The 23,877-nt window shown below is 30.2% G+C and carries 28 protein-coding genes and 1 riboswitch; of the genes, 2 read left to right on the plus strand and 26 right to left on the minus strand.

Annotation, left to right across the window (positions count from 1 at the left end; translation table 11 throughout):
• Window positions 1–33: 33 nt before the first annotated feature.
• Together ACX0KU_RS00130 and ACX0KU_RS00135 are read right to left on the minus strand one after the other, a co-directional pair.
• Complete coding sequence (locus ACX0KU_RS00130) at window positions 34–999, minus strand: alpha/beta hydrolase (RefSeq protein ID WP_472990924.1); 966 nt, start codon at window positions 997–999, stop codon at window positions 34–36.
• Window positions 1,000–1,050: 51 nt separating this feature from the next.
• The gene (locus tag ACX0KU_RS00135; protein WP_472990925.1) at window positions 1,051–1,527 is read right to left on the minus strand and encodes a helix-turn-helix domain-containing protein; all 477 of its coding nucleotides are present in this window, start codon (window positions 1,525–1,527) and stop codon (window positions 1,051–1,053) included.
• A 67-nt stretch (window positions 1,528–1,594) separates the two neighbouring features.
• Between ACX0KU_RS00135 and ACX0KU_RS00140 the strand changes: the two genes are divergently transcribed.
• On the plus strand, window positions 1,595–2,152 hold the full coding sequence (locus ACX0KU_RS00140) for a YqaA family protein (protein ID WP_472990926.1): 558 nt from the start codon (window positions 1,595–1,597) through the stop codon (window positions 2,150–2,152).
• Window positions 2,153–2,284: 132 nt separating this feature from the next.
• Here ACX0KU_RS00140 and ACX0KU_RS00145 read toward each other — a convergent pair whose 3' ends face one another.
• From ACX0KU_RS00145 to ACX0KU_RS00195, 11 genes are all read right to left on the minus strand, one after another.
• On the minus strand, window positions 2,285–2,686 hold the full coding sequence (locus ACX0KU_RS00145; protein ID WP_472990927.1) for a NusG domain II-containing protein: 402 nt from the start codon (window positions 2,684–2,686) through the stop codon (window positions 2,285–2,287).
• A 19-nt stretch (window positions 2,687–2,705) separates the two neighbouring features.
• Window positions 2,706–2,921 (minus strand): heavy-metal-associated domain-containing protein, encoded by a 216-nt coding sequence (locus ACX0KU_RS00150; protein ID WP_472990928.1) that lies wholly within the window; start codon window positions 2,919–2,921, stop codon window positions 2,706–2,708.
• A 131-nt stretch (window positions 2,922–3,052) separates the two neighbouring features.
• Window positions 3,053–5,506 (minus strand): heavy metal translocating P-type ATPase, encoded by a 2,454-nt coding sequence (locus ACX0KU_RS00155; RefSeq protein WP_472990929.1) that lies wholly within the window; start codon window positions 5,504–5,506, stop codon window positions 3,053–3,055.
• A 40-nt stretch (window positions 5,507–5,546) separates the two neighbouring features.
• Complete coding sequence (locus ACX0KU_RS00160) at window positions 5,547–5,696, minus strand: LDCC motif putative metal-binding protein (RefSeq protein WP_472990930.1); 150 nt, start codon at window positions 5,694–5,696, stop codon at window positions 5,547–5,549.
• Between the two features lie 19 nt (window positions 5,697–5,715).
• A complete protein-coding gene (locus ACX0KU_RS00165) occupies window positions 5,716–5,982 on the minus strand; it encodes a metal-sensing transcriptional repressor (protein ID WP_472990931.1) in 267 nt (88 codons plus the stop codon).
• A 134-nt stretch (window positions 5,983–6,116) separates the two neighbouring features.
• Window positions 6,117–6,836 carry a hypothetical protein gene (locus tag ACX0KU_RS00170; RefSeq protein WP_472990932.1) on the minus strand — a complete coding sequence of 240 codons (720 nt, stop codon included), beginning with the start codon at window positions 6,834–6,836 and terminating at the stop codon, window positions 6,117–6,119.
• A 206-nt stretch (window positions 6,837–7,042) separates the two neighbouring features.
• Complete coding sequence (locus ACX0KU_RS00175; RefSeq protein WP_472990933.1) at window positions 7,043–8,110, minus strand: C40 family peptidase; 1,068 nt, start codon at window positions 8,108–8,110, stop codon at window positions 7,043–7,045.
• 117 nt (window positions 8,111–8,227) lie between these two features.
• Entirely contained in the window at window positions 8,228–8,371 is a 144-nt protein-coding gene (locus tag ACX0KU_RS00180; RefSeq protein ID WP_472990934.1) for a hypothetical protein, read from the minus strand.
• Between the two features lie 147 nt (window positions 8,372–8,518).
• Window positions 8,519–8,803, minus strand: coding sequence for a hypothetical protein (locus tag ACX0KU_RS00185; RefSeq protein WP_472990935.1), 285 nt, complete (start codon window positions 8,801–8,803; stop codon window positions 8,519–8,521).
• A 209-nt stretch (window positions 8,804–9,012) separates the two neighbouring features.
• Entirely contained in the window at window positions 9,013–9,735 is a 723-nt protein-coding gene (locus tag ACX0KU_RS00190; protein WP_472990936.1) for a DUF421 domain-containing protein, read from the minus strand.
• A gap of 183 nt (window positions 9,736–9,918) precedes the next feature.
• Window positions 9,919–11,040 carry a PQQ-dependent sugar dehydrogenase gene (locus ACX0KU_RS00195; RefSeq protein ID WP_472990937.1) on the minus strand — a complete coding sequence of 374 codons (1,122 nt, stop codon included), beginning with the start codon at window positions 11,038–11,040 and terminating at the stop codon, window positions 9,919–9,921.
• Between the two features lie 329 nt (window positions 11,041–11,369).
• Here ACX0KU_RS00195 and ACX0KU_RS00200 point away from each other — a divergent pair, with 329 nt between their 5' ends.
• Window positions 11,370–11,717, plus strand: a complete 348-nt coding sequence (locus tag ACX0KU_RS00200) for a four-helix bundle copper-binding protein (RefSeq protein WP_472990938.1) — start codon at window positions 11,370–11,372, stop codon at window positions 11,715–11,717.
• A gap of 109 nt (window positions 11,718–11,826) precedes the next feature.
• On the opposite strand, the gene ACX0KU_RS00205 is transcribed toward ACX0KU_RS00200, so the two are convergent.
• The 13 genes from ACX0KU_RS00205 to ACX0KU_RS00265 all read right to left on the minus strand — a co-directional run bounded on the left by ACX0KU_RS00205 (window position 11,827) and on the right by ACX0KU_RS00265 (window position 23,679).
• Window positions 11,827–12,057: a hypothetical protein gene (locus ACX0KU_RS00205; RefSeq protein WP_472990939.1), complete on the minus strand. Its 231-nt coding sequence runs from the start codon at window positions 12,055–12,057 to the stop codon at window positions 11,827–11,829.
• Between the two features lie 139 nt (window positions 12,058–12,196).
• Window positions 12,197–12,427 (minus strand): SHOCT domain-containing protein, encoded by a 231-nt coding sequence (locus ACX0KU_RS00210; RefSeq protein ID WP_472990940.1) that lies wholly within the window; start codon window positions 12,425–12,427, stop codon window positions 12,197–12,199.
• Window positions 12,428–12,534: 107 nt separating this feature from the next.
• Complete coding sequence (locus ACX0KU_RS00215; protein ID WP_472990941.1) at window positions 12,535–14,034, minus strand: HesA/MoeB/ThiF family protein; 1,500 nt, start codon at window positions 14,032–14,034, stop codon at window positions 12,535–12,537.
• A 12-nt stretch (window positions 14,035–14,046) separates the two neighbouring features.
• Window positions 14,047–14,406 (minus strand): Fe-S cluster assembly scaffold protein NifU, encoded by a 360-nt coding sequence (gene nifU, locus ACX0KU_RS00220; RefSeq protein WP_472990942.1) that lies wholly within the window; start codon window positions 14,404–14,406, stop codon window positions 14,047–14,049.
• A gap of 188 nt (window positions 14,407–14,594) precedes the next feature.
• Complete coding sequence (gene ribH / locus ACX0KU_RS00225; RefSeq protein ID WP_472990943.1) at window positions 14,595–15,056, minus strand: 6,7-dimethyl-8-ribityllumazine synthase; 462 nt, start codon at window positions 15,054–15,056, stop codon at window positions 14,595–14,597.
• Between the two features lie 16 nt (window positions 15,057–15,072).
• Window positions 15,073–16,263, minus strand: a complete 1,191-nt coding sequence (locus tag ACX0KU_RS00230) for a bifunctional 3,4-dihydroxy-2-butanone-4-phosphate synthase/GTP cyclohydrolase II (RefSeq protein ID WP_472990944.1) — start codon at window positions 16,261–16,263, stop codon at window positions 15,073–15,075.
• A gap of 56 nt (window positions 16,264–16,319) precedes the next feature.
• A complete protein-coding gene (locus tag ACX0KU_RS00235) occupies window positions 16,320–16,970 on the minus strand; it encodes a riboflavin synthase (protein WP_472990945.1) in 651 nt (216 codons plus the stop codon).
• A 4-nt stretch (window positions 16,971–16,974) separates the two neighbouring features.
• Window positions 16,975–18,060, minus strand: coding sequence for a bifunctional diaminohydroxyphosphoribosylaminopyrimidine deaminase/5-amino-6-(5-phosphoribosylamino)uracil reductase RibD (ribD, locus tag ACX0KU_RS00240; RefSeq protein WP_472990946.1), 1,086 nt, complete (start codon window positions 18,058–18,060; stop codon window positions 16,975–16,977).
• 268 nt (window positions 18,061–18,328) lie between these two features.
• Window positions 18,329–18,445, minus strand: a riboswitch (FMN riboswitch).
• 58 nt (window positions 18,446–18,503) lie between these two features.
• Complete coding sequence (locus ACX0KU_RS00245; RefSeq protein ID WP_472990947.1) at window positions 18,504–19,871, minus strand: sensor histidine kinase; 1,368 nt, start codon at window positions 19,869–19,871, stop codon at window positions 18,504–18,506.
• The gene (locus tag ACX0KU_RS00250; protein ID WP_472990948.1) at window positions 19,872–20,558 is read right to left on the minus strand and encodes a response regulator transcription factor; all 687 of its coding nucleotides are present in this window, start codon (window positions 20,556–20,558) and stop codon (window positions 19,872–19,874) included.
• 143 nt (window positions 20,559–20,701) lie between these two features.
• Window positions 20,702–21,595: a metallophosphoesterase family protein gene (locus ACX0KU_RS00255; RefSeq protein ID WP_472990949.1), complete on the minus strand. Its 894-nt coding sequence runs from the start codon at window positions 21,593–21,595 to the stop codon at window positions 20,702–20,704.
• 75 nt (window positions 21,596–21,670) lie between these two features.
• Window positions 21,671–22,984, minus strand: a complete 1,314-nt coding sequence (locus ACX0KU_RS00260) for an ATP-binding protein (RefSeq protein WP_472990950.1) — start codon at window positions 22,982–22,984, stop codon at window positions 21,671–21,673.
• A gap of 11 nt (window positions 22,985–22,995) precedes the next feature.
• Window positions 22,996–23,679, minus strand: coding sequence for a response regulator transcription factor (locus ACX0KU_RS00265; RefSeq protein WP_472990951.1), 684 nt, complete (start codon window positions 23,677–23,679; stop codon window positions 22,996–22,998).
• Between the last annotated feature and the right edge of the window lie 198 nt (window positions 23,680–23,877).

A 23,877-nucleotide genomic window follows, 5' to 3' on the forward strand; every position in this document is an offset into this window, starting at 1 on the left:
TGTATTATGATCATCTCGCTTTTTAGTTATTAACTATTTATCAAAGCTTTCTAGCCACTGTTCTAACACCTTAGCCAACTCTGGATGCATGGGCTTTGATATCTCTTCTTTATATTGTTTCATTAGGTTTAAGACTGTCTTTTCTCCTGTAAATTCCTTTAACATATGATCCATATTTTCTATAACTACACATTCGATATTATCTTTTTCTAGTTTTTGAAGCCTTTTTAAATCCTTTGCATTAGCTTGCACATCTTTATCTCCGGTAATAGCTAGTATTGGACACTTAGAATTACTTAAAAGCGTTAACACTTCTTCAGTGCTATATTTAAAGTGCTCTCTAAACCACTTTGCAGGCATCTTTTTCCCTTTATATCTTACTGTATCTCCTTTAGAATTAACCATTTTGTCAAATAAATTCTGTTGTTGCTTCTTAATCTTATTTTCCTTTAACGCTAATCTTAATAAGAAGCCTTTTAATCCCCTCATTGTTTTTATTTCTTCTAAGATTTGAGCATTTTGATATTTTATTGGTTCCCATATATTAGTCCCTGCACCAGCTAGCAGAACTAATCCTCCTACTAGGTTCATATTACTAGCAATAGTAGCTAAAATGCATCCTTCACTGTGACCTACTAGTATAATTTTGTCCTTATCTACCCTTGGGTGATTCTGTAGAAATTTTATATTACTATTAATATCATTCACTAAATCCATCATCCCTAAAGTAAGAGGATCTCCTTCACTTTCCCCTACAGCTCTTTTATCATATCTAAGAGTGATAAGCCCAAGCCTTGTAACGAAATGGGCTAGATCCTTATAAATATTTGCATTCATTGCTGGCTTTTTCATATTCCCATCTCTGTCTGCACTCCCTGAACCATTAATAATTAGAACTGCTGGTAATTTGTCATCTTCAATGCTTGGTATAGCCATTATTCCTTTTAATACTGCATCTCCATTTATAGTTACTTGCTCTTCAATAAAGTCTATACTCATAATTAGGTTCTCCTTTATAATATTATTATTGATAATGATAATATCTTTTATTTACTCTTCTACACCAGGTATGATTATTGTTGAAATTTTTCTTAGATTTCGATCTGGTGATGGTCCATTATCTAATATCTTCTCAAAGGCTTTTACTAAGTCTCCTAAAAATTCACTATATTCTTCATCATTTGCATATACTGCCGCACTTCTAAAACTTACTCCATCTTTTCTTAAATCTGCTCCTTCTATATCTATATATCTTTGGGAATCACCTAGTAAAACCATTAAAAAATTATAAAAAAGATTTAAGTGTTCTTCCTTACTATTCTTATCTAAATTCTTTGTTACAGTTTCAAAAGGATTTGTACCGATACCGTATACTCTTTCAAGTACTCCCCTAACTTTATTTTCCTGAATCACAATTATTGCATTAGCCTTTACAAGTCTATTTAGATGTCTATATAAAGTTGCTTGTGGAACATCAGGTAGATCTTGAGCAATTTGTTGCACAGTCATACTCTTATTTTTAATCAATGCAACTTTATGTTATACTGTTTTTAAAATAGTATATGGATAAATAAAAATAATGGAGTAAAATAAAATGAATTATATTATTGAAACCCTTATAAACTACGGTATACTTGGAATTATTATAGTTGCTTTTTCTGAAGCTATTTTTCTACCCATACCTATGGAATTTATTTCTATACCAATTTTTTTACTAAATCCTTCTAAGGCATTTCTCTATTCATTTATATTAATATTGTTTTCTACTTTAGGATCAATTGTTGGATACTATGTAGGTAAAACTTTTGGAAGCCAGCTATTAAATAAATTTATTTCACAAGAGAATCTTGATAAACTTAATAAGTTATATAGTAAAAACTTATTTATTACAGTTTTAACATCATCATTTACTCCAATACCTTATGAGGCATATGTATTATCTTCTGGAATATTTAACATAGGATTTAGAAAATTTATCTTAGCTGCAATTATTAGCAGAGTTATAAGACATTTGCCACAAGGTATTTTAATAACCTTATATGGCGATGCTCTTTTAATACATTTTAAAAAATATACGCTAATTATTGCTTTAACTGCATTTATTTTTATAGTAATATTAAAGCATTTATTTATCCTTTTAAATAAAGAATAGTAATCTAACAGTAAGAATTAAATATCTTTAAATTTACTATTTAAAGGTACTTCTATATACTACTATCTTGTACTGTATTTCTTATATAATAAATAAAAGATCTGATAACTTAATATCAGATCTTTTATTTGTTTAAGCGTCAATACCCTCATTTTTATTGCCTTGAATTGTAACCACGATTTTATTAGGAATGCATACGATACTTTGATAACCTGAATCTATCCATCCTGTATCTGAACAAACAGTATTAGGACAAATTTCCTTGTTCATTTCAAGCATTCTTACTCTTCCATTTAGAATTTCTATATATCCTATATTTTTACCAAAACTAAACTCATAAATTTCACTTTTTTCTTCATAATTTAATAAAATACTTTTCTCAACTTTATTATCCACTTCAATAACAATCTGACTATTTTCCTTATTAGGTTCTTTTAACATTAAAGTTCCTGCTGGGAAAATACTTAGTAGTAACAAAAATACTATAATTATCTTATCCCATTTTGTTATTCCTAATTTTTTTATTGGTTTCATTACGAAGCTCTTTTCTAGATTATAATACTTCTATTCCTACTACATCATATCCTGCATCTTCAACAGCAAATTTTATCTCTTCATCTTTTACATCTACACTTGTTTCGATTACTGCTGACTTAGAATCTAAATTTACTTCTACATTAGTTACTCCATTAAGTTCAGTTAATGCCTCCTTAACATGATTAACACAATGTCCACAACTCATTCCTTCAACTAATATCTTCTTTTTCATCATTATTACCTCCATATAATTTATATTTAATTATTTTACTCAACTAACTTAGCACTCTGTGTAAGCGATTCACACCAAATTAGCACTCTGTGTAAGTGACTCGCACCAAATCAGAGATTTGGGCAATCTGCTTATCTTGCTGGTTTAAATCTTTTTAATCTTAGAGCATTTAACAATACCGATACTGAACTAAAGCTCATAGCCGCTGCTGCTATAATTGGATTTAAGAGTGGTCCTCCAAAGATATATAATATCCCCATAGCTACAGGTATACCTAAAGTATTATATCCAAATGCCCAAAATAAATTTTCTTTTATATTTAATATAGTTTTCTTACTTAATTGTATTGCAGTTGGTACATCCATAAGATCACTTCTCATAAGAACTATATCTGCTGATTCCATGGCAACGTCTGTACCTGAACCTATAGCAATACCTATATCTGCTTGTGCTAGAGCTGGAGCATCATTTATACCATCACCAACCATAGCTACTTTCTTACCTTCTGCTTGAAGCTTTTTAACTTCATTTGCTTTATCTTGTGGAAGAACTTCAGCTAAAATTCTATCTATTCCAACTTGCTTTGCTATAGCTTCCGCAGTTCTTTTATTATCCCCAGTAATCATTGCAACTTCAATGCCCATTTTATGAAGCTGTTCTATAGCCTTCTTACTATTTTCTTTTACTGTATCAGCAACAGCTATAATTCCTGCTAGCTCCCCTTCAATAGATATATACATTGGAGTCTTACCCTCTCCAGCAAGCTCATGTGAAGTTTCCTCTAAACTTTCTAGAGATATATTACTCTCAACCATAAGCTTTCTATTTCCTAATAAAATAGTTTTACCATCTATTTTAACTTCAATACCATGACCAGGTATAGCTTTAAAGAAATCAACTTTCTTAAACTCTAATTCCTTTTCCTCAGCACCTTTTACAATAGCTTCTCCAAGTGGATGCTCTGATCCTTTTTCTGCTGATGCAGCTAATTGTAATAAGTATTCCTCTGTTATACCATTAGTAACAACTACATCTGTAACCTTTGGTTTTCCTTCAGTAATAGTACCTGTTTTATCAAATACTATAGTCTTTATTTTATAAGCAGTTTCTAGAGCAACTCCACTCTTTATTAGAACACCATATTCTGCTCCTTTACCTGTACCAACCATAATTGCAGTTGGTGTTGCAAGACCCAAGGCACAAGGACAAGCAATAACAAGGACAGAAATAAATATTGTTAGAGCAAATACTCCAGTTTCACCTGACATATACCAAGCAAGGGATGAAAGAATAGCAATTGCTATAACTACTGGAACAAAATATCCTGAAATTATATCTGCCATTTTTGCAATTGGAGCCTTAGAACCTTGAGCGTCTTCTACTAGCTTTATGATTTGAGCTAAAGCTGTATCTTTACCAACTTTAGTAGCCTTATACTTTATAGAACCATTTTTATTGATACTGGCACCTATTATTTTATCTCCAATATTCTTTTCTACTGGCATACTCTCTCCTGTAAGCATTGATTCATCTACAGAGGTTATACCTTCCACTACTTCTCCATCTACAGGCATTTTCTCACCTGGTTTAACAAGAATTATATCTCCAACTTCAACTTCTTCAATATGAGTTTCTATTTCTTTACCATCTCTTATGATAATAGCTGTTTTAGGCGCAAGTCCCATAAGTTTTTTAATAGCTTCTGATGTTTTACCCTTTGTTACTGATTCTAAATACTTTCCTAGTAATATAAGTGTTATGATTACACCTATGGCCTCAAAGTATAACTCCATAGCATAATCTATATTTCCACTATAAATCTGCACTATAGCAAATATTCCATATAAGAATGCTGCAGAAGTACCTATAGCTATTAGAGAATCCATATTTGGACTTCTTCTAAATAATGATTTAAAACCTACTGTAAAGAACTTATATCCAGCTATCATAGCCGGTATAACAAGTACTAATTGTATTAAGGCAAAATTCTTAGCATTCATCATAGGATCTATAATCATTGGAAGTTTAAATCCAATAGGTTCCCCAAACATATGTCCCATAGTTATAATAAGAAGTGGTACCGTAAATATTGCTGATATAATAAACTTTCTCCAAAGTACACTTATTTCTTTTTCTTTTCTTTCTTTATCTGCATCTACAGTAGTTTCTTCTTCTACAGCCTTATATCCAGCCTTTTCTATAGACTTTTTAATGTCTGAAACTCTAACTTTTGAAGGATCATAGCTTATATTTAATTTCTCTGTTGCATAATTTACATTTGACTCTATAACTCCATCTAGCTTTCTTGTAGCTCTTTCTACAGATTTTGCACAAGCTGCACAAGTCATTCCTTCTATTTTTAGTGATTTTGTATTTGACTCAATAACAGCTTTATATCCTGCCTTTTCAATAGCAGCTTGAATATCTGGTAAAGATACTTTTGTATCATCAAAACTAACACTAAGTTTTTCTGTGGCATAGTTTACATTTGCCTCAGTAACACCTGGAAGTTTCTTTGAGACTCTTTCTACAGATTTTGCACAAGCCGCACAAGTCATTCCTTCTATCTTAAGACTCTTTTCCAAACTCCACACCTCTCATCCTTTATTTATCGGCTAAATTGTCCTATTTTTCTTCAGTATCTGCTTTCTTAACTTCACTATTAGACTTATTTAAATCACAGCAATCTAACTTGCCATTACCAAAAGACTTTTCATTTTCCTTTGCCATTTTCTTTATAGATTTATTAAAATAATTTTTTATAAATTTAAACATATTATATTCCCCCTAAAATTTATTTTTGAATAAGTTTTTCTAAAATACCTATTATTTCATCTATCTTTTCATCTGCATTGTCTTGTTGTACAGCATCCTTTACACAATGATGCATATGCTGCTTTAAAATTAACATATTTGCTTTTTTTAAAAGAGCTTGTGCTGCAATAATTTGATTAGATATATCAACACAATATCTTCCATCTTCTATCATTTTTATAATTCCTTCAATTTGACCTTTAGAAGTTTTTAATGATATTAGTGCCTTCCTTCTTTCTTCATTCATAAGTTAACCTCCTTACCCTCCCACCCCGGGTGGGTGGTATACTTGTATTGTAATACCTTTATAAGGAATTGTCAAGAGGACTCTTTGTAAAATCATATCCCTCCCATAAGGAGGAATATATTTATTTAGAAACATTATTTCTTTATGTCATATATTCTCACAATTTGATCTGGATTTGCACCCATTCCCATATTATCCTCACTTGCTTCCCTAAATGTCCAACCACTTCCCCCTAGCTTATTTACATCTAATCCAGCTTTCACAAGTGGCTCAGCTTTAAGTATAAATATCATATCAGTATCATTTAATCCAAGTTTTTCTGTCCACTGAACTTCATTTCCTTCTCCAAGTAATAATCTATAATGCTGTTGTTCTGCATGATATTTTATCATCTCTGTATTTGCTTTTAGTAATCTTCTCATAGAATCCTCCGATCCAGTTGAAGTTTCTTTTTTATCACTTACATTATAAGGTTTAATTAAACGATTAGGTAACTCTTCTCCCATATCATCTTTACCTGCTGGTTCATATATCCATTCATCTTTATCAAGCTTATTTACATCTAAGCCCGCTTTAACTAGTGGGTCTGCAAGCATCACCATAGCAAAATCTGCTTTATTTGCTGACATATCCTTACTCCACTCAAATTTTTCTCCTGTTGGAAGCTTAAATCCCCAATGCTGTAATGCAGCATGAAAACCTTTATTATCGGGATAAGTCTTAACAATCTCATTAAAAGCTACTAGTCCATTATCTGCCTCTTTACTTCCTGTTATCTTTCTGCCACACCCTACAAAGAATAATAATAAAAGTGAAGAAACAATTAACATTACTATCTTTTTTGTCTTTTTCATATATTTCAACTCCCTATTTAATTTTTTATCATAAGTACATAATAATGAAATCTTATGAAGATTATATGAAGAAGTAAAAAATTCCAAAAATTCTTCATTGCTTTTTTATATTTATTATCCTTTTAATTTAAGTATTTATTCCTGCACAAAACAAAAATAATTTTATTAAAATGTTAAAGATAAAGAGACAGACCTAGTCTATCTCTTTATCTTATAACCCTTCTAGCAGTTAGGTAGTCTGGTCTATTATAAGGTGATATTTTAATAACATCTCCTGTTCTTGGAGCGTGTATATACATTCCATTACCTACATAAATACCCATATGACTTGGGATTCCTCCCTTACCATAAAACACCAAATCCCCTATTTGCAGATCTTCTCTTGAGACTCCAACACCATCATATATCTGGTTTTTCGTTGTTCTTCCTACATATATTCCAAACTGCTTGTACACGTATTGAGTAAAGCCTGAGCAGTCAAATCCATCTGGTGTTGTTCCTCCCCAAAGATAAGGTGTTCCTAAAAACTTAGAGGCATAAGCAACTACTGCTTCACCCGAAACCGATGTCGTTCCCCTTGATAGTCTATTGTCTTTTTTGGTATTGTTATTTGATTTTACTTCCTTTAAAGCTTTATTAATTTCACTCTGTGAAGCTTCTATGGAAACTGCATATAATCTTTCTTGTCTTTCAGCTTCTTCTATCAATTTACTCTGTTCTTTTTTATCAGTTTTAAATTTATTTAACTTTTTATTATTCTCATTATTTAATATTACTAATCTATTATGTTGTTTATTTAACTCTTGTTTTTTATTATTTAAGCTTTCTTGTTTATCTCTCAACTCTTTAACTATTTTTTTATCTAGCTCAGTTATTTTTTTAACTGCTTCTACTTTTTCAAATAAATCACTTAAATCTTCTGCTCCAAGAATTACATCTAAATATCCAACAGAGCCATTCATATACATAACTCTCATTCTCTCATTGTATAGCTCTTGTTCAATTTTCATATCTTCTTCTGCCTTACTTAACTCTTTTTCCGCTAATTTAATATTTTTCTCTATATTATCCATTTGCTTTTTATCTTCTTCTATTTTATCTATTACCTCTTCAATTTGCATATCTAAACTTTCTATCTTCTGCTCTATTTCAAATCTTTGATTCTGTCGTTGTTCTGCTGTAGGATTGGCAAAAACTGGTTTATGTATAGAAACTACTATTATGTAGATTAATGTAAAGTACATTAATACCCTTTTCATTAGTTTACTTTTCATCACTTTCCTCCTCATATAAAAAAATACTACTTCTTGTTTCTGAAGTTAGTATTTTTTTATCTTAATAATATAAATAGATCTTATAATATAAATAGATGTTCATTCATAAACACATCTTTATTTAAGAACAAAATATATTAATATTGCTACTATACCAATTAATAATACTGGTATTATTCTTCTATCATTATCTTTCCTCTGTTCACCTTTCTCTTCATGATTATGTTTATTATAGTTATATCCGCCTCCACAGCATCCCATTATAACACCTCCCATATTTTTTTATGAATTAAAAAGGAGGAAACTCTTTAATATCGATATTTCTCTCCTTCTTTGCTATTTTAACTTAACTATACCTGCTATCTACTGCCTACTTAATTTTAATACAACATTACTCTATAGACTTATCTAATTCAGTGATTTATTATTGCCATTCGTTCCATCATCACAGCAACTTGACTTTTTTTTGCCACTAAACATTGTAACCATCATTATAACCATCATAATGGGACATATAAATGGTGCTATTATTCCTAGTATTCCAGCTGCCCATGGGCTAACTCTTCCTATGAATGGAAGTAACCCTATAATAACTATAGGTAATCCACAGCAAAGAACCATATGTAGCATATGCTTTAATGGACTATGCTTATGAGTACCTTTTTTTCCATTGTTATCTCCATGACAATTCATATATAACCCTCCAATGTGCTTTCCTTAACTTAGAAAGCCAATATACTTTAAGTTCATTATATATTGCTAATATAAAGAAGATATGAAGAAATAGTAAGTATATTAATTAAATTCACAATAAACTTTCATCATTAATTTGTTGACCACATTAATTAGAAAAAATCAGAAAGAGCTCACATAAAATTTATGTAAGCTCTCATATATACACATCATTCAATTCCATACTGTCCATGTCCTTCCTCTCTATTTTTAGACTTTCTGGAAACATATAAATTTTTATTGCCATCTAACCCTGCATAAAAAACCTCTGAAATATCTCTAATATCTTGATTGTTAAGCTGAGCGTATACCCACTCTTTATCTAGTCCTGTACCAGTTAGATTTTCTTCCATTAAATTGCCATCTATTATTATATCCCTTGTAAGCCCTGTACTTGTTGTTTGTATATTCATATTGGAAGGGGTAAGTGGCTTTTTATCTGCTTTTGGTAATACAGACACTTGCCCATCTGTTTCCATTATTGCAAATTCTACATCTGCCAAATTAAAAGCATTCTTTTCTCTTAACTTCATCATCAATTCATCAATTGTAAGTCTAATTTTTTTCATATTTTCCTCTACAATACTTCCATTATCAACCAAGGTTACTGGCTCAGAATTAACTAATTTTCTTCCACTAAAGCTTTTGATATGAATATATGCGATTGCAATAGTCAACATTGATATCACTGTTAGTGCTGAAATAGAAGATAGAGGGGTACTTCCAGGTCCTATCATTGCATTTGCAGCTAGTGATCCCATAGAAACTCCTACAACAAAATCAAAAAATGTAATTTGTGCTATAAGCTTTCTTCCCATAAGCCGTGTTAACACTAATGCTAAAATATAAACGCCTACACTTCTTATACTTGTATTAACTATTGTACTTCCCATATAAATTATTTCCTCCCGTCACTATATCGTTATATATTTACTCTTATTATTCCGATAGTTTAGGGAATTATTAATAGATAGTTGTAACATTTAGTAAATCTATTAATAATTTACTTTATGAATACAAAACATGCAGTAAGCTTTGCCTACTGCATGTTTTGTATTATTATCTAATCTATAACTTTATATATTGTCCCTTGTTATCTTCCATACCACTCCTGTATTCGCCTGAAATCCATGATGACCTTCTGATCCTAGCCCAAAGTCAACTATATACATATCTTCCTTAGGTCCAAAGATAACATCAATAGGTCGTTCAAATCCACCTCCATTTGTATAAGATGCTGCATATCCTGATTCATTTATAGCAAATGTATATATTAAACCTGTATTCATATCAATTCTTGAAACTCTATGTCCAACACCTGGTAAAGGCTTTCCACCAGTTGTCCTTGGTGCTTCGCTGCCGAATTCTGCAATATAAACATCTCCAAAATTCTTAAACTTACTAGTATAGTTAAAGTCAAATCCCATAATAGCAGCATGTGGTGTGAATATAGAAAAAGGTCTCGGTGGTATCATAGGATGCCTAGAAATTAAAAATTCAGTCCTTGCTTTATTTTCTACTGTAAATACTGGTAAAGTAACAGGCAATCCTCCAGTATAATCTGGCCATCCATACCAAATCCTAGGGTGAATTAAGTGAAATTCATCTGGAGAGTTTGCAATAGGTCTACTGCCTCTTATATCCATCCCATGATTAGTTGAAAATAACTGATTATTCCTGTTGAACTTTAATCTAAATGGATTTCTTAATCCCCATGCTACTAGTTCAAGGTTAGATCCATCAATATTGGCTCTAAGTATACTTCCACTTGCTCTAATTACACCTTTTACTAACTCTCCAACTCTAGCTTGAACGCCAAAGGCTGAGTATGCGCCTGTATAAGCCTTATCATCCTCTGCTGCAGTAAGAAAGTTATCTGTCTTAAAATTATAACCATTAAGTATTACACCACCACCTGGATAATCATGAAAAAAAGGATAATTTTCAACCCACTCTTTATTGTCTTCTCCTACTATTCCTGAGTTTGTTGCCGTCCCTTGTCCAAAATACATTTTTCCATCAATTCCAAAAACAACTTGATTATTATGATGGTCTCCAAAGCTTGGAAGTCCTGATATAATATCTATTTTACTTCCATCTGGCTTAATTGCAGTTATTTTCCCTCTGTGAGAAACATATATATTTGCGTCAAGGTAATTAATACCAGTTAGTGGAGGGTTGAAACCATCTGCAATCATTTTATTAAAAACAAACAAATTATTATATCCATATCTTCAATTATATTAACCTGTACCTTAAGTATTCTAAATTTCATTATATATATTCCCATTTTCGGCACTCAAATTCCAGGTAATCTTATAGTTCAAATTGTAATTATTCTTATTTTTTCTTTTGTTTATAACATCATATATTTGTATTTTAGTAAATTTATTTTTAAAAAGTTAACTAAATTTATTATTTAAAACTCAATTACATTTGTAGTTTAAATATTATTTATACTATGTATGTAATTAATCTTTTTACACACAATATAGTTTGTAAAAAAAAATTAATAGGAGTGATAGTAATGGGCGTAGTAACTATGGTAACAAATAATTATCAATCATGTATCGATGCGTGCAATAGATGTGCACAAGCATGTTATGAATGTTTTGAAGCATGCATTAATGAACCTGATTTAAATGCAAGAAGAAGTTGTGTAAAGTTACTTGTTGAATGTGCAAAAATGTGTGAAATGTCTGCAGGACTTATGTCTATGAATGCACAGTTTGCAAAAGAACATTGTAAGATGTGTGCAACTATTTGTGATGCATGTGCACAAGAATGCTCTATGTTCAAAGATGATCATTGTCAAAAATGTGCAGATGAATGCCGTAAATGTGCAGATGAATGTAGAAGAATGGCTAATATGTAATAATGCTTCAAGAACAGTTAGTGATGTATATATTACTAACTGTTCTTTTTATTATAGACTATTAATTAAATTTCTTACTAGATTATTTGTAAGAGTATAACTAGCAATATTAATAAGCATAAAAATTAAGGAGGTTTAATATTTTGATCTGGTTGTCATTAATCCCTGCAGCAATTACAATAGTATTAACTTTTAAAACAAAAAAGCTTATTCCCTCTTTATTTTTAGGAGTCCTAACTGGTACATTTATAAAAGAAGGTTTATTGGGTGCATTAAGTTCTGCACAGTTTAGTGTTTCAATATTTTCAGATATAATGTTTACTCTTACAGCAACTACCATTGCTTATATCGGTATAGGTTTCTTTATATAATTAAAAACACCCCACTAAATAGTTTTCTCTCTACATAGTAGGGTGATTTAATTAAGTAATTTACAGTTACCTACATAAATAACCTCAATAACGTACTATTTATTTTATCTATTTCTCTATAGAATCTCTCATTTTTTTATATTGATTTTCATCTATTTCCCCTCTTGCATATCTCTTCTTTAGTATTTCTATAGAATCATCATTAATTGTAATATTTGCATTTCCTCTTCCGCTTGTAGTAATTTTATATACAGCTACACCAATTACTATTATCAAAACTAAAAGTACTAGCCAAAATAAACTGCCCCATGCCATCATATTATATCCATATCTCATCATAAGTATATCACCCTTACTTTCACTTTATTTCTAGAATTAGTTTTACCTTTTTTCTATAAAATATTATTTGGAAGTCAAGAAACATTGTATGAAATATAATTTTATATTTAATCATTCTTACTTTCGCAGATAAACTCATATTCCTCAAGTTCACTAATACTTGGATTTTCCCCACACAAAGCGCAGCTTTTATTTTTATTCAAATTAATCATTGTAAACTCTAAATCAAGAGCATCAAAGTAAAGTAATTTATTTTTTAAAATATTCCCTTTGCCTATGGCTAGTTTTATAGCTTCAGCGGCTTGTATAAATCCCATGACGCCTGGTAGTGAACCTAAAACACCTGCTTCTGAACAAGAGGGAGTACTACCTACCTTAGGTTTACTCGGAAATGCACATCGATAACAATGACCTTCACCTGGAATAATAGTAGTATTTAATCCAGTAAACCTTAATACTCCAGCCTCTATCATAGTTTTTTTCAAAAAGAAACAAGCATCATTTAAAAGATACCGAGTTGGGAAATTATCAACTCCGTCTATTATAATATCATAATTACTTATAATCTCCATAGCATTGCTCTTATTAAAAACTACATCATGGGTTACAATCTCTACATTTGGATTAGTACTTTTTAAAAAGGCTTTTGCAGATTCCACTTTAGCCATCCCTATACGAGATGTGGAATGAATTATTTGACGGTTTAAATTACTAATTTCAACCCTATCATGATCAACGAGGCCAATAGTACCAACTCCAACCATTGATAAAGCAAATGCTACAGGAGACCCTAGTCCTCCAGTACCAACAATTAACACCTTACATTTAGATAGATCTTTTTCAACACCATAATCAGAAACAGTGTCATTATAATTATCCTCTAAGAACTTATCTATAGAAAAATTTATCTTACTGTATTCTACCTTACTAAACTCCATTGAGAAAAAATCAAAATATAGTGATTCCTTATACACTTCTCCAAGATTTAGACAGATTTTAGTTCCTTCAATAGAAACTAACGTACCTAAAATTGATGTTATAATTTTGCTTTCATCAAAATCTTTTGAAATAATTTCATCTGTGTCTACTTTATGACTTGAGGATTTATCCACTAATATGTCTATAAATGATTTGAATTCATCATATCTATGAAATGTCTGTAGTATTCCTTTCCATTGATTTTTTAAAGCTATTATTGTTGGAAGAAACCTACTCTCATTTTCAGTATTTATAAGACTGTCACTAATTCTTTTAATAAAAGCACAGTTACCAAGAAAAACTCTAAAGATAGACTTAGAATTATTATTTTGCACTAAGTCTTCTTTTTTAAATAATGATTCCTTATTAATAAGTTCAATTAAAATATCAGTATTTAAGTCCTTAATGTTGTAAAATAATTTCTCATAACCACTCTCATTTTCACAATAACAAGAAATCTTGCCTATTCCTAATGCAGCAAGATAATAAACTAGCACAGAGATATCTTTAACAGTCTCTCCATATATAAAAGCATTAGATTCTAATAACTTTTTTTGTCCTGGACCACTTATTTCTGGCATTATAATATGCCTCATATATCGATTTATCTGTTCCTTTGACAGTATCATATAATCACCTCTTTAATCTCTGTAGTTACTTATTGCCTCGTGTAGAGCATCAGCTGCTATATTAGAACATTTTAATTTTTGTGGTGGTAACCCTCCTAAAGCTTCTGCAACATCTTCATTTGTTATCTGAATCGCCTCATCTAAAGTTTTACCCTTAGCCATTACAGTTACCATACTACTTGCCGCAATTGCAGCTCCACATCCAAAAGTTTTAAACTTTACATCCGTTAATATATCATTATCTACTTTAATATAAATAGTTATCTTGTCCCCATCTATGGGATTCCCAACCTGTCCTACTCCGTCTGGATTAGGTATTGATCCAACATTTCTAGGGTCAGAAAAATGGTCTAACACTATATCATTATACAAAATCCTAACCTCCCTTTATGAGAATATCCATAATTATATTATATAATCAATATATGTAAATTAAAAGGTTTACATTCAATATATAATGCTATACTATAACTAATAATATAGATTAAACGCTAATGATTACTCTGTAATTATATGATCTAAAAAAAGTAGACTGCTCTTTAATTGCAGTCTACTTTATCTTAAAATTGATTTAATAAGTTTGCCATTTCTATTGCTGTAACAGCTGCTTCATATCCTTTGTTGCCAGCTTTTGTTCCCGCTCTTTCAATTGCCTGTTCTATTGAATCTGTAGTAAGCACTCCAAATATTACTGGAACTTCTGTTTCTAAAGATACGTGTGCTACTCCTTTTGTTACTTCACTTGATACATATTCGAAATGTGGTGTAGCACCTCTTATAACTGCACCTAAACATATTACTCCATCATACTTTTTAGTTTTTGCCATTTTCTTTGCAGCAAGAGGTATTTCAAAAGCACCTGGAACCCATGCAATTTCTATATCTTCTTCATTAACACCATGTCTTTTTAATCCATCTATTGCTCCGGATAAAAGCTTACCTCCTATAAACTCATTAAATCTTCCAACTATAATTCCAAACTTCTGACCTTGTGCAATTAAATTTCCTTCGTAAACTCTCATTTTATAATTCCTCCTCTTAAAGTATGTGACCCATTTTTTCTTTTTTAGTTTGTAGATAGAATTCATTTTTTTCATTATGATTCATCTTTATTGGTACTCTATCAACAATTTCTATACCATATCCTGAAATTCCTGATATTTTTTTAGGATTGTTTGTCATAAGCTTAACTTTTTTTACTCCTAAATCATAAAGTATTTGAGCTCCTATACCATAATCTCTTAAATCCTCTGGAAAACCTAAAGCTATATTAGCCTCTACAGTATCCATTCCTTGGTCTTGAAGCTTATAAGCTTTAATTTTATTAATAAGTCCTATACCACGTCCTTCTTGACGCATATATAGAAGTATTCCTCTTCCTTCTTCTTCAATCTTTTTCACAGCTTCAGCATATTGTTCTCCACAATCACATCTAAGTGACCCAAAAGCATCTCCTGTAAGACATTCTGAATGAACTCTTACTAGCACTGGGTCTCCATTTGCTACATCTCCCTTTACTAAGGCAACATGGTGTTCACCATTAAGTTTATTAATATATCCAACCATTTGGAAATCCCCATATTTTGTTGGCAGATGAGCATCTGCAACTCTTTCTACTAATAATTCATTTTGTCTTCTATATGCTATTAAATCTGCTATTGTTATTATTTTTAGATTATGTTCTTTAACATATTCCATTAACTCAGGTACTCTAGCCATAGTTCCATCGTCATTCATAATTTCACAGATTATTCCTGCTGGATATAGTCCTGCAAGCCTTGCTAAATCAACTGCTGCTTCTGTGTGTCCTGCTCTTTTTAATACTCCACCTTCTTTACATGCTAATGGAAAAACATGTCCTGGTCTTGTGAAGTTCTTTGGAGTAGACTTGCTATCTACTAATTGTAATATAGTTTCTGCTCTTTCTCCTGCTGATATTCCTGTTGTGGTATTTGATGCATCAACTGAAACAGTAAAAGCAGTTTCTTTTGGATCTGTATTATTTGATACCATAGGAAAAATGTCTAGTTCATTTAATCTTTCTCTAGTCATAGGGGTACATATTAGCCCTCTACCATATTTAGCCATAAAATTTATAGCCTCTTGACTAGCTTTTTCTGCAGCCATTAAAAGGTCGCCCTCATTTTCTCTATCTTCATCATCTACAACAACTATAATCTTACCAGCCTTTATATCTTCTATTGCCTCTTCGATACTATTAAACTTCATTATTGCACACCCCTTTAGTTAATATTAAAAGAATTTTAAGTCGTAAAATTCTTTTATTACGCAAATCCATTATCTCTTAAAAAATCCATACCTATTGATTTCTTTGGTTTTTCTTCCTGCTTGAACATTGTAAGTCTTTCAATATATTTACCCACCATATCGCACTCTAGATTCACTTCTTCTCCAACCTTTTTAGTTAAAAGAGTAGTCTCATCTCTAGTAAGGGGAATAATTGAAACCTTAAAAGTTGTATTATCTACATAAGCTACTGTTAAACTTGTTCCATCAATAGCAATAGATCCTTTTTCAATGATATACTTCAAAATCTCTCCAGATGATTCTATAGTTACCCAAGTAGCATTGTCTTCTTCTTCAACTGACTTTATAAATCCTACTCCATCAATATGTCCTGAAACAATATGTCCCCCAAGTCTATCTCCAAGTCTAAGTGCTCTTTCTAAATTCACACTACTTCCATGCTTCAAGTTTTTTAAATTACTTCTTCTCATAGTCTCTGGCATTACATCTACTGTAAATGAGCTCTTCGTGAAACTTACTACTGTAAGACAAACACCATTGGTACTTATACTATCTCCTAACTTAGCATCTTCTAAAACCTTATTTGCACTAATAGTAATTTGTGCTGATTTTGCACCTTTTATAACATTTTCTACTTTTCCTATCTCTTCAACTAATCCAGTAAACATTAATCTATTCTTCCTTTCTCAAATAACCTTCTATCATAATATCCTCATTAAATCTTGTAATCTGAATATTATCTAAAAGAATAGCATCTTTAACATACTTTATTCCTTCTCCACCTACTGGAGTCTTTGCCAGCTCTCCTCCAATAATTTTAGGTGCAATAAATGAAATAACTTTATCTATAATACCTTCCTCTAAAGCACTATAATTTAGAGTTGAACCTCCCTCTACTAAAACACTATCAATTCCACTCTCTCCAAGCTTTTTCATAAGAAAATTTAAATCTATTCTATTGTTTCTTAAAGGAGTTATTATTATTTCAGCTCCTTTTGCTTTCATATTTTCAATAATTTCAGTATTTGCTTTTTCAGTAGTTGCTATAATAGTCCTAGCCTTTGAACTAATATCTAGTACATTAGAATCTAAAGGAGTTTTACCAGTTGTATCCACAATAATTCTTGTTGGATTTTTACCTTCTTTATTATGTAATCTAGTAGTTAGTTTTGGGTTATCCGCTAATACAGTACCTACCCCAACCATTATCCCTGATACTCTATGTCTTATTTCATGAACATAGTTTCTTGAAACTTCATTAGTTATCCACATTGAATTGCCTGTTGAAGTTGCAATTTTCCCATCTAAAGTCATTGCAGTTTTTAATATACAAAATGGACGTTTAGTGGTTATATATTTAATAAATATCTCATTTAATTTTCTTACTTCTTCTTCTAAAATCCCTGTAATAACTTCAATTCCATTTTCCTCTAATATTTTTATTCCTCTTCCTGCCACTATAGGATTAGGATCCATCATCCCTATTACAACCTTAGATATTTTTCTTTCTACAATAGCTTTGGCACAAGGTGGAGTTTTTCCATAGTGAGAGCAGGGTTCTAATGTTACATACATGGTTGCACCTTCAACATCTTCTTCTGCATTTTTAAAAGCATTTACTTCTGCATGTGGTCCCCCATAAATCTCATGATACCCTTCTCCTATAATCCTATTATTCTTTACAATAACTGCTCCAACAAGGGGATTAGGACTAGTATACCCTATGCCTTTTTGTGCCAATTCAATGGCTCTTTTCATATAGCTAATATCCACTAAAATATCACCTCCATCATAAAAAAAGTTCTTAACCTCAATATGATTTTTTTAATAAACAGAGTTCTTAGACTCATTATGATCTTTCAAATAAATATTTATTATATATTATTCTCAATTTTTTGCAAAATAAAAGCCCTGAAGAAATATATCTTCAGAGCAAAATTACTAGACAATACAACATTAAAATAATAAATATAAATATGCATGTAACAAAAATATACATATAAATATAACTATAACGTAATATATGACTTTCCTTCTTTCATCCAGACTATACTGTCGGTCTTGGAGTTTCACCAAGTCAACCACAAAATGGTTCGCGGACTTTACCGCCGATCGGGAATTTCACCCTGCCCTGAAGGTTTTATTTAGTTTTAATTTATATTTAAATTACCATATTTATTTTTGTGTGTCAACATTTAAATCTAATTTTTAGTGAAATTAATTCTAAATGTGGTCCCATTTCCCTCTTCACTTTCTACATCAATAGTTGCTGAATGAAGCTTTAAGATACTCTTTACTATAGTAAGTCCTATCCCATTACCTTCTATTTTATTTCTGCTTTTATCTCCTCTGTAAAGCCTTTCAAATATAAATTGTAAATCTTCTTTATTAATTCCTATACCATTATCTTTAATTTCTACTACAACATTTTCTTTGTCATTGTAAAGCTTAATTAATATCTCTTCACTACCCTCTGTAAACTTTACAGCATTAGATATTAAATTAATGAATACCTGCTTTAATTTATCTTTATCTCCAATAATATTATAGTTTTCCCTTGGCTTTATTTCATATTTTAGCTTTATACCTTTACTTTCTGCTGCAACTGAAAAATCACTATAAATACTTTCTATAAGCTCATCTAAAGCTATTGTTTGTAAATCTAATCCTATACTTTCTCCTTCAAATTCTTTTAGTATATCTAAATTGCTTAGTAATCTTCCAAACCGTATAACTTCTTCATTTAGACTTACTAATCGCTCTTCATTAACAGGAAAAACTCCATCTATCATAGCCTCTAAATTATTTTGGAGTACATTCAAAGGTGTTCTGATTTCATGAGATATATCTGATACTAAGCGCTTTCTAAGCATTTCTTGATGATTCAATTTTTCTGCTAGTATATTTATACTCATTCTTAAATTTTCTAATTCTTCTATATTGCTTTTAGTTTTAGAACGAAAGTCAAACTTACCTCTTGACAAATTTACGGACATATTGGAAATTTCTTTAATTGGTACTGAGAACTGCTTAGAAAAATACAAACTAATACTAATAATTATAATTAATGTCACAATGCTGCTTGCAAAAATACTTTTATTTATAGCTGCTTTAAAATTAACATCTTCTTCTGTAAGCAAAACTGATGAGTACTGCCCTATATCAATATATCCAACTATATTCCCTTCTCTTTTTATTTCAAAAGTCTTTGATGTATATACACCAGTTTCTTTTACAATCATGCTATTAAAATGTGATTTATATCTTATATCTTCGGGGTCCATTCCCCATATAACTTTTTTATTATTATCTCTAAGTGTTAAACAGTAATTTCCCATATAAGCTTCATGCATTAATTCTGATCCTGAATTCCCACTCCATCTTCCATCTCTTTTATATATCTCCTCAAAATGACCTACTATTCTCTCATACCTCTTATTTTGAATATCAATCATATATTTATTAAACTTATCATTTACAGTTATATTTACAAAAAGTGTTATAAGTAATATTGCTACAATAGAGCACATTACTAGTAAAAAACTTAATCTTCTTCTAATTGATTGCATCTAGTTTTCACCACCAAATTTATATCCTACTCTCATAACTGTTACAATATATCTAGGATTTTTAGTATCCTCCTCTAGTTTCTTTCGAATATTTTTAATGTGTACATCAATAGTTCTATCAAAACCATTAAAATCAATACCAAAAATTTTCTCTATGAGTTGTTCTCTTGTTAAAACTATTCCTTTATTCATAGCAAGAGTATATAAAATATCGAATTCATTTGGAGTAAAAGATACTTCTTTATCATTGATCTTAACCATTCTTTTCTCATAATCAATAATCAAACTTCCATTATCAAAAGAAAGAATTGAAGCATTATTAGATACATTTAATCTTCTAAATAGCGCATTTACTCTTGCCGTTAATTCTCTAGGACTAAAAGGTTTAACTAAATATTCATCAGCTCCAATATTTAACCCATCAATTCTATCAGTTAAAGTCCCTTTGGCAGTTAGCATAAATATATATGTATCTGAAGTTTTTCTTATAATTTTGCACACTTCTTCTCCACTTATATCTGGAAGCATTAAATCAAGAATTATAAGCTTAAATTCAATAGTTTTAAATAACTCAATTCCTTCTAAACCTTTTGTAGTACAGTATACATTATATCCCTCTTTATCTAAATAGGCCTTTAATACCTCTGCTACTTTTTCCTCATCCTCTATAATTAAAATATTATTCATTTCTCTAGCCTCCGTTATTTAGGAATTTTACGACGTAAAATTCTTCCTTCTAGAATTCAATATCTATTAAAACTATACTACTTCATTTTGAAGATTTTATGAAGATTTTTATTTAAAATTAACAAAAGGTTGCATCTAAAGTATTACTCTCTAGATACAACCTTATCTTTCACAGATATTATAAAATCATCTAACAACTTCTCATCAATAGAAACTGCCTTTACTTTAATGCAGTCTTCTTCAATATCTAGTATTACATAGTGATAAACATCTTTAGGTGATATTATAACTCCTCTTTTATCTTTATACTTTTCTTTTAATTTTTCTCCTGCTCCCCCTGAAATAATTTGAGTAATACTATTGCAATATAAATTATTAGGAGTACTTAAATTAAAGTTAATTGCTCTTCTTGAATAGTTATGTTCATGAGAAGAAAAAACAAGATTAATATTAGCTTCATCAACAACTCTCCAAAACTCATCTCTATTTTCTGGATGTGAATCAAGACAAGTATTTAAGTGTGCTCCGGTGGGGTAAGCTGGTGAATGTACAAAAACAATCTTAAATTTTTTATCTTCCTTAGCAACTAATTTAAACCATTCTAATTGTTCTCCTGTAATTTTGTGTATTTCACCATAGTGAAAAGCATTTAAAAATATCATTCTTACATTAGAAAAATCTTTATAATACACTGTTTTATGATATCCTTCTAAATAATCACTAATTTCTAAATCTTTATAATAAATTTCAAGAACCTCTTCTGCTGTACTCTCCAAAGGTGCATTATTTACTTCATGATTTCCAATAGTCGGTAAAAGTATATTCCTTGGGAAATAACAGTTAATGAGTTTATGAAGTTCATCTAACTGCATCTTTAATATTTCTGTATCGCTACTTCCAGCTACACTATCTCCTAGATGTATTATATGTTCTGGTTGTATATCTGTTTTTTTTATCTTCTTAAGTATTTTATTTAAAACCTTTTTGTTTATTCCCTTATCTTTTCCCTTAGAATCTCCAAAGATAACAAATCTCAATTATATTCAATCCTTTACAACTTACTTAATGAAATTATAATTTCATTTTAAGCTATGCAATGAGATTTTATTGTGTTACAAGATATCAGTATTATCCTTTGGTATTATAAAGTAAAATTCAGTTCCCTCATCTTTAGAACTTGTAACGCCATAATGGAATCCATGCATATTCAATATCTCTCTACAAATTGGAAGTCCTAACCCCATTCCTCCACTTTGAGAATTTTTATAATACTTATACCATACATCTTCTAATAAATACTCTTCTATACCTATACCAAAGTCTCTTATAGCTACTTTCAAACCTTCTTTTTCATAGTAACTTAATATTTCAATTTTACTATTTTTTTCGCTAAACTTAATAGCATTATCAATAAAGTTATATAGTACTCTTTCAATGTATTTTTTGTCTGCGTATATTTTTACAGCCCTAATAGAAGTTATTATATCTATTTGCTTTTTCTCCACAATAGGATTAAACTTCTTAACACATTCCTCTATGAGTTTAGATAAACAAATATACTCTTTATTAAGTAAATTCCCTCCATCCTGAAGCTTTGAGAGGTGAAGTAAATCCACGACTAAGTTGTTTAATCTATCTACCTCATTTATTATCTCACCTGAATATTCCGTTATAGTTCTTTCACTCACTAATCCATCATATATGACTTCACTATAGCTTCTAATTACACTCAAAGGCGTTCTAAAATCATGAGATACATTAGCAATAAACTCTCTTTGAAACTTATATTTCTTCTTTAAATCTATAGCCATTTGAGCTAAGCTTTTAGATAGTGTTTCAATTTCATCATTAGTACTAACACTACAATCTACATCAAATTCTCCTTTAGATATAGCTAATGCTACCTTTTCTAATTTTAATATAGGTCTTGTAAATTTCTTTCCTATAAAGGATATTAAAGGTATAGACAATATAACTGAAAAAATAAATATAAAAAATAGACTGATATAAACTATTTTTAAGTATCCTGAAGAATAGTTATTATTTTGAAGCACCACAATATTTCCAATATCCGTTTCTAATTTATAATATAAAAATTCATCTCCCATGCCATTTTTAAAGACTCCTTGATTTTTAAAATTTATATCACTTAAAGATCTCATAAAAGGCATCATTCCCATTTTCCCATGAGTTAGTGAGATTATATTATTTCCCTTAATAAGTATTGCACTAATAGTCGTGTCATTAATAGGTTCATTGTTATTTAAAGCCTCATGTATTTGTTTTGCAGAAGCCTCTAATGTCCTATACTGATGTTTAAGATAATATTTAGATAAAAATATACTGCTTGTCGATAAAGATATAGCCACAATTAAAGTAATTATGAGCATAAAATATTTTATAAGCTTAAGTGTGATTTTATCCATAAACTTTCTCCTTACTTATTTTGTGCTATAGTTTTAATATCTAGCTTATATCCAACGCCCCATATAGTTAAAAGGTACTCTTCACAAAACTTAATTTTTTCTCTTAACTTTTTAATATGAGTGTCAATAGTTCTAGAATCTCCAATATAGTCATATCCCCACACCGTATTTAATAATTGTTCTCTATTAAATACCTGGCCCGTATTTTTACTTAAGAATATTAAAAGATCAAATTCTTTAGGTGTTAAACTTATATTTTTATCTCCTTCTATAACTTCTCTACTTTCCTCTATTATAGTTAAGTCTCCAAAGCTTAATGCTTTACTTTTAGTTGCTTTACTGTTAATTCTAAGATTTACACGAAGTACTAGCTCTCTCATGCTAATTGGTTTAACCATATAATCATCAGCACCTAGCTCTAGTCCAAAAATTCTATCATCTTCTTCTCCTCTTGCGGTAGTTAGTATAACGGGAGTGTCTCCCATTGATTTAATTTTTCTAAGCAAAGCCCAACCATCTTTTCCTGGAAGCATAACATCTAAAATTATTAAGTCATAATGATTTATGCCTATAATATCATCTGCCATTTTTCCATCACTAACACAATTTACATCATAATTATTTTTTCTTAAATATAAGCTCATTACTTCAGAAAGCTTAGTTTCATCTTCAATTATTAAAATTTTTTCACTCATAATATAACCCCTCTAAAATGTATTACTACTTATTATATCTCATTTATTTGATTAAAAATTGTGTTAAATGTGATAAATTTGTGAAAATCACTTATTTAACTTTTACAATTCCATCACAATTAGAACATTTTTTACCCAAAAATATTAGCTATTATATAAGTATATCCCAGATAGGGATGCAAAAATAATAATTTGGAG

The organism is Clostridium sp. X (assembly GCF_055755365.1).

Bases quoted from the DNA above. Each gene is read 5' to 3' on its own strand.
- ACX0KU_RS00250 (WP_472990948.1), bottom strand. From the start codon at position 20,558: ATGAATAATATTTTAATTATAGAGGATGAGGAAAAAGTAGCAGAGGTA.
- ribD (WP_472990946.1), bottom strand. From the start codon at position 18,060: ATGAAAAGAGCCATTGAATTGGCACAAAAAGGCATAGGGTATACTAGT.
- ACX0KU_RS00180 (WP_472990934.1), bottom strand. From the start codon at position 8,371: ATGGGATGCTGTGGAGGCGGATATAACTATAATAAACATAATCATGAA.
- ACX0KU_RS00140 (WP_472990926.1), top strand. From the start codon at position 1,595: ATGAATTATATTATTGAAACCCTTATAAACTACGGTATACTTGGAATT.
- ACX0KU_RS00210 (WP_472990940.1), bottom strand. From the start codon at position 12,427: ATGATGAGATATGGATATAATATGATGGCATGGGGCAGTTTATTTTGG.
- ACX0KU_RS00150 (WP_472990928.1), bottom strand. From the start codon at position 2,921: ATGAAAAAGAAGATATTAGTTGAAGGAATGAGTTGTGGACATTGTGTT.
- ACX0KU_RS00265 (WP_472990951.1), bottom strand. From the start codon at position 23,679: ATGAGTGAAAAAATTTTAATAATTGAAGATGAAACTAAGCTTTCTGAA.
- ACX0KU_RS00235 (WP_472990945.1), bottom strand. From the start codon at position 16,970: ATGTTTACTGGATTAGTTGAAGAGATAGGAAAAGTAGAAAATGTTATA.
- ACX0KU_RS00200 (WP_472990938.1), top strand. From the start codon at position 11,370: ATGGGCGTAGTAACTATGGTAACAAATAATTATCAATCATGTATCGAT.
- ACX0KU_RS00205 (WP_472990939.1), bottom strand. From the start codon at position 12,057: ATGGTAGTTGCTGTAAGAGTAAACATTATATCTGAAAATATTGAAACA.
- ACX0KU_RS00245 (WP_472990947.1), bottom strand. From the start codon at position 19,871: ATGCAATCAATTAGAAGAAGATTAAGTTTTTTACTAGTAATGTGCTCT.
- ACX0KU_RS00195 (WP_472990937.1), bottom strand. From the start codon at position 11,040: ATGATTGCAGATGGTTTCAACCCTCCACTAACTGGTATTAATTACCTT.
- ACX0KU_RS00170 (WP_472990932.1), bottom strand. From the start codon at position 6,836: ATGAAAAAGACAAAAAAGATAGTAATGTTAATTGTTTCTTCACTTTTA.
- ACX0KU_RS00230 (WP_472990944.1), bottom strand. From the start codon at position 16,263: ATGAAGTTTAATAGTATCGAAGAGGCAATAGAAGATATAAAGGCTGGT.
- ACX0KU_RS00185 (WP_472990935.1), bottom strand. From the start codon at position 8,803: ATGAATTGTCATGGAGATAACAATGGAAAAAAAGGTACTCATAAGCAT.
- ACX0KU_RS00130 (WP_472990924.1), bottom strand. From the start codon at position 999: ATGAGTATAGACTTTATTGAAGAGCAAGTAACTATAAATGGAGATGCA.
- ACX0KU_RS00145 (WP_472990927.1), bottom strand. From the start codon at position 2,686: ATGAAACCAATAAAAAAATTAGGAATAACAAAATGGGATAAGATAATT.
- ACX0KU_RS00190 (WP_472990936.1), bottom strand. From the start codon at position 9,735: ATGGGAAGTACAATAGTTAATACAAGTATAAGAAGTGTAGGCGTTTAT.
- ACX0KU_RS00175 (WP_472990933.1), bottom strand. From the start codon at position 8,110: ATGAAAAGTAAACTAATGAAAAGGGTATTAATGTACTTTACATTAATC.
- ACX0KU_RS00165 (WP_472990931.1), bottom strand. From the start codon at position 5,982: ATGAATGAAGAAAGAAGGAAGGCACTAATATCATTAAAAACTTCTAAA.
- ACX0KU_RS00260 (WP_472990950.1), bottom strand. From the start codon at position 22,984: ATGGATAAAATCACACTTAAGCTTATAAAATATTTTATGCTCATAATT.
- ribH (WP_472990943.1), bottom strand. From the start codon at position 15,056: ATGAGAGTTTACGAAGGAAATTTAATTGCACAAGGTCAGAAGTTTGGA.
- ACX0KU_RS00215 (WP_472990941.1), bottom strand. From the start codon at position 14,034: ATGATACTGTCAAAGGAACAGATAAATCGATATATGAGGCATATTATA.
- ACX0KU_RS00160 (WP_472990930.1), bottom strand. From the start codon at position 5,696: ATGTTTAAATTTATAAAAAATTATTTTAATAAATCTATAAAGAAAATG.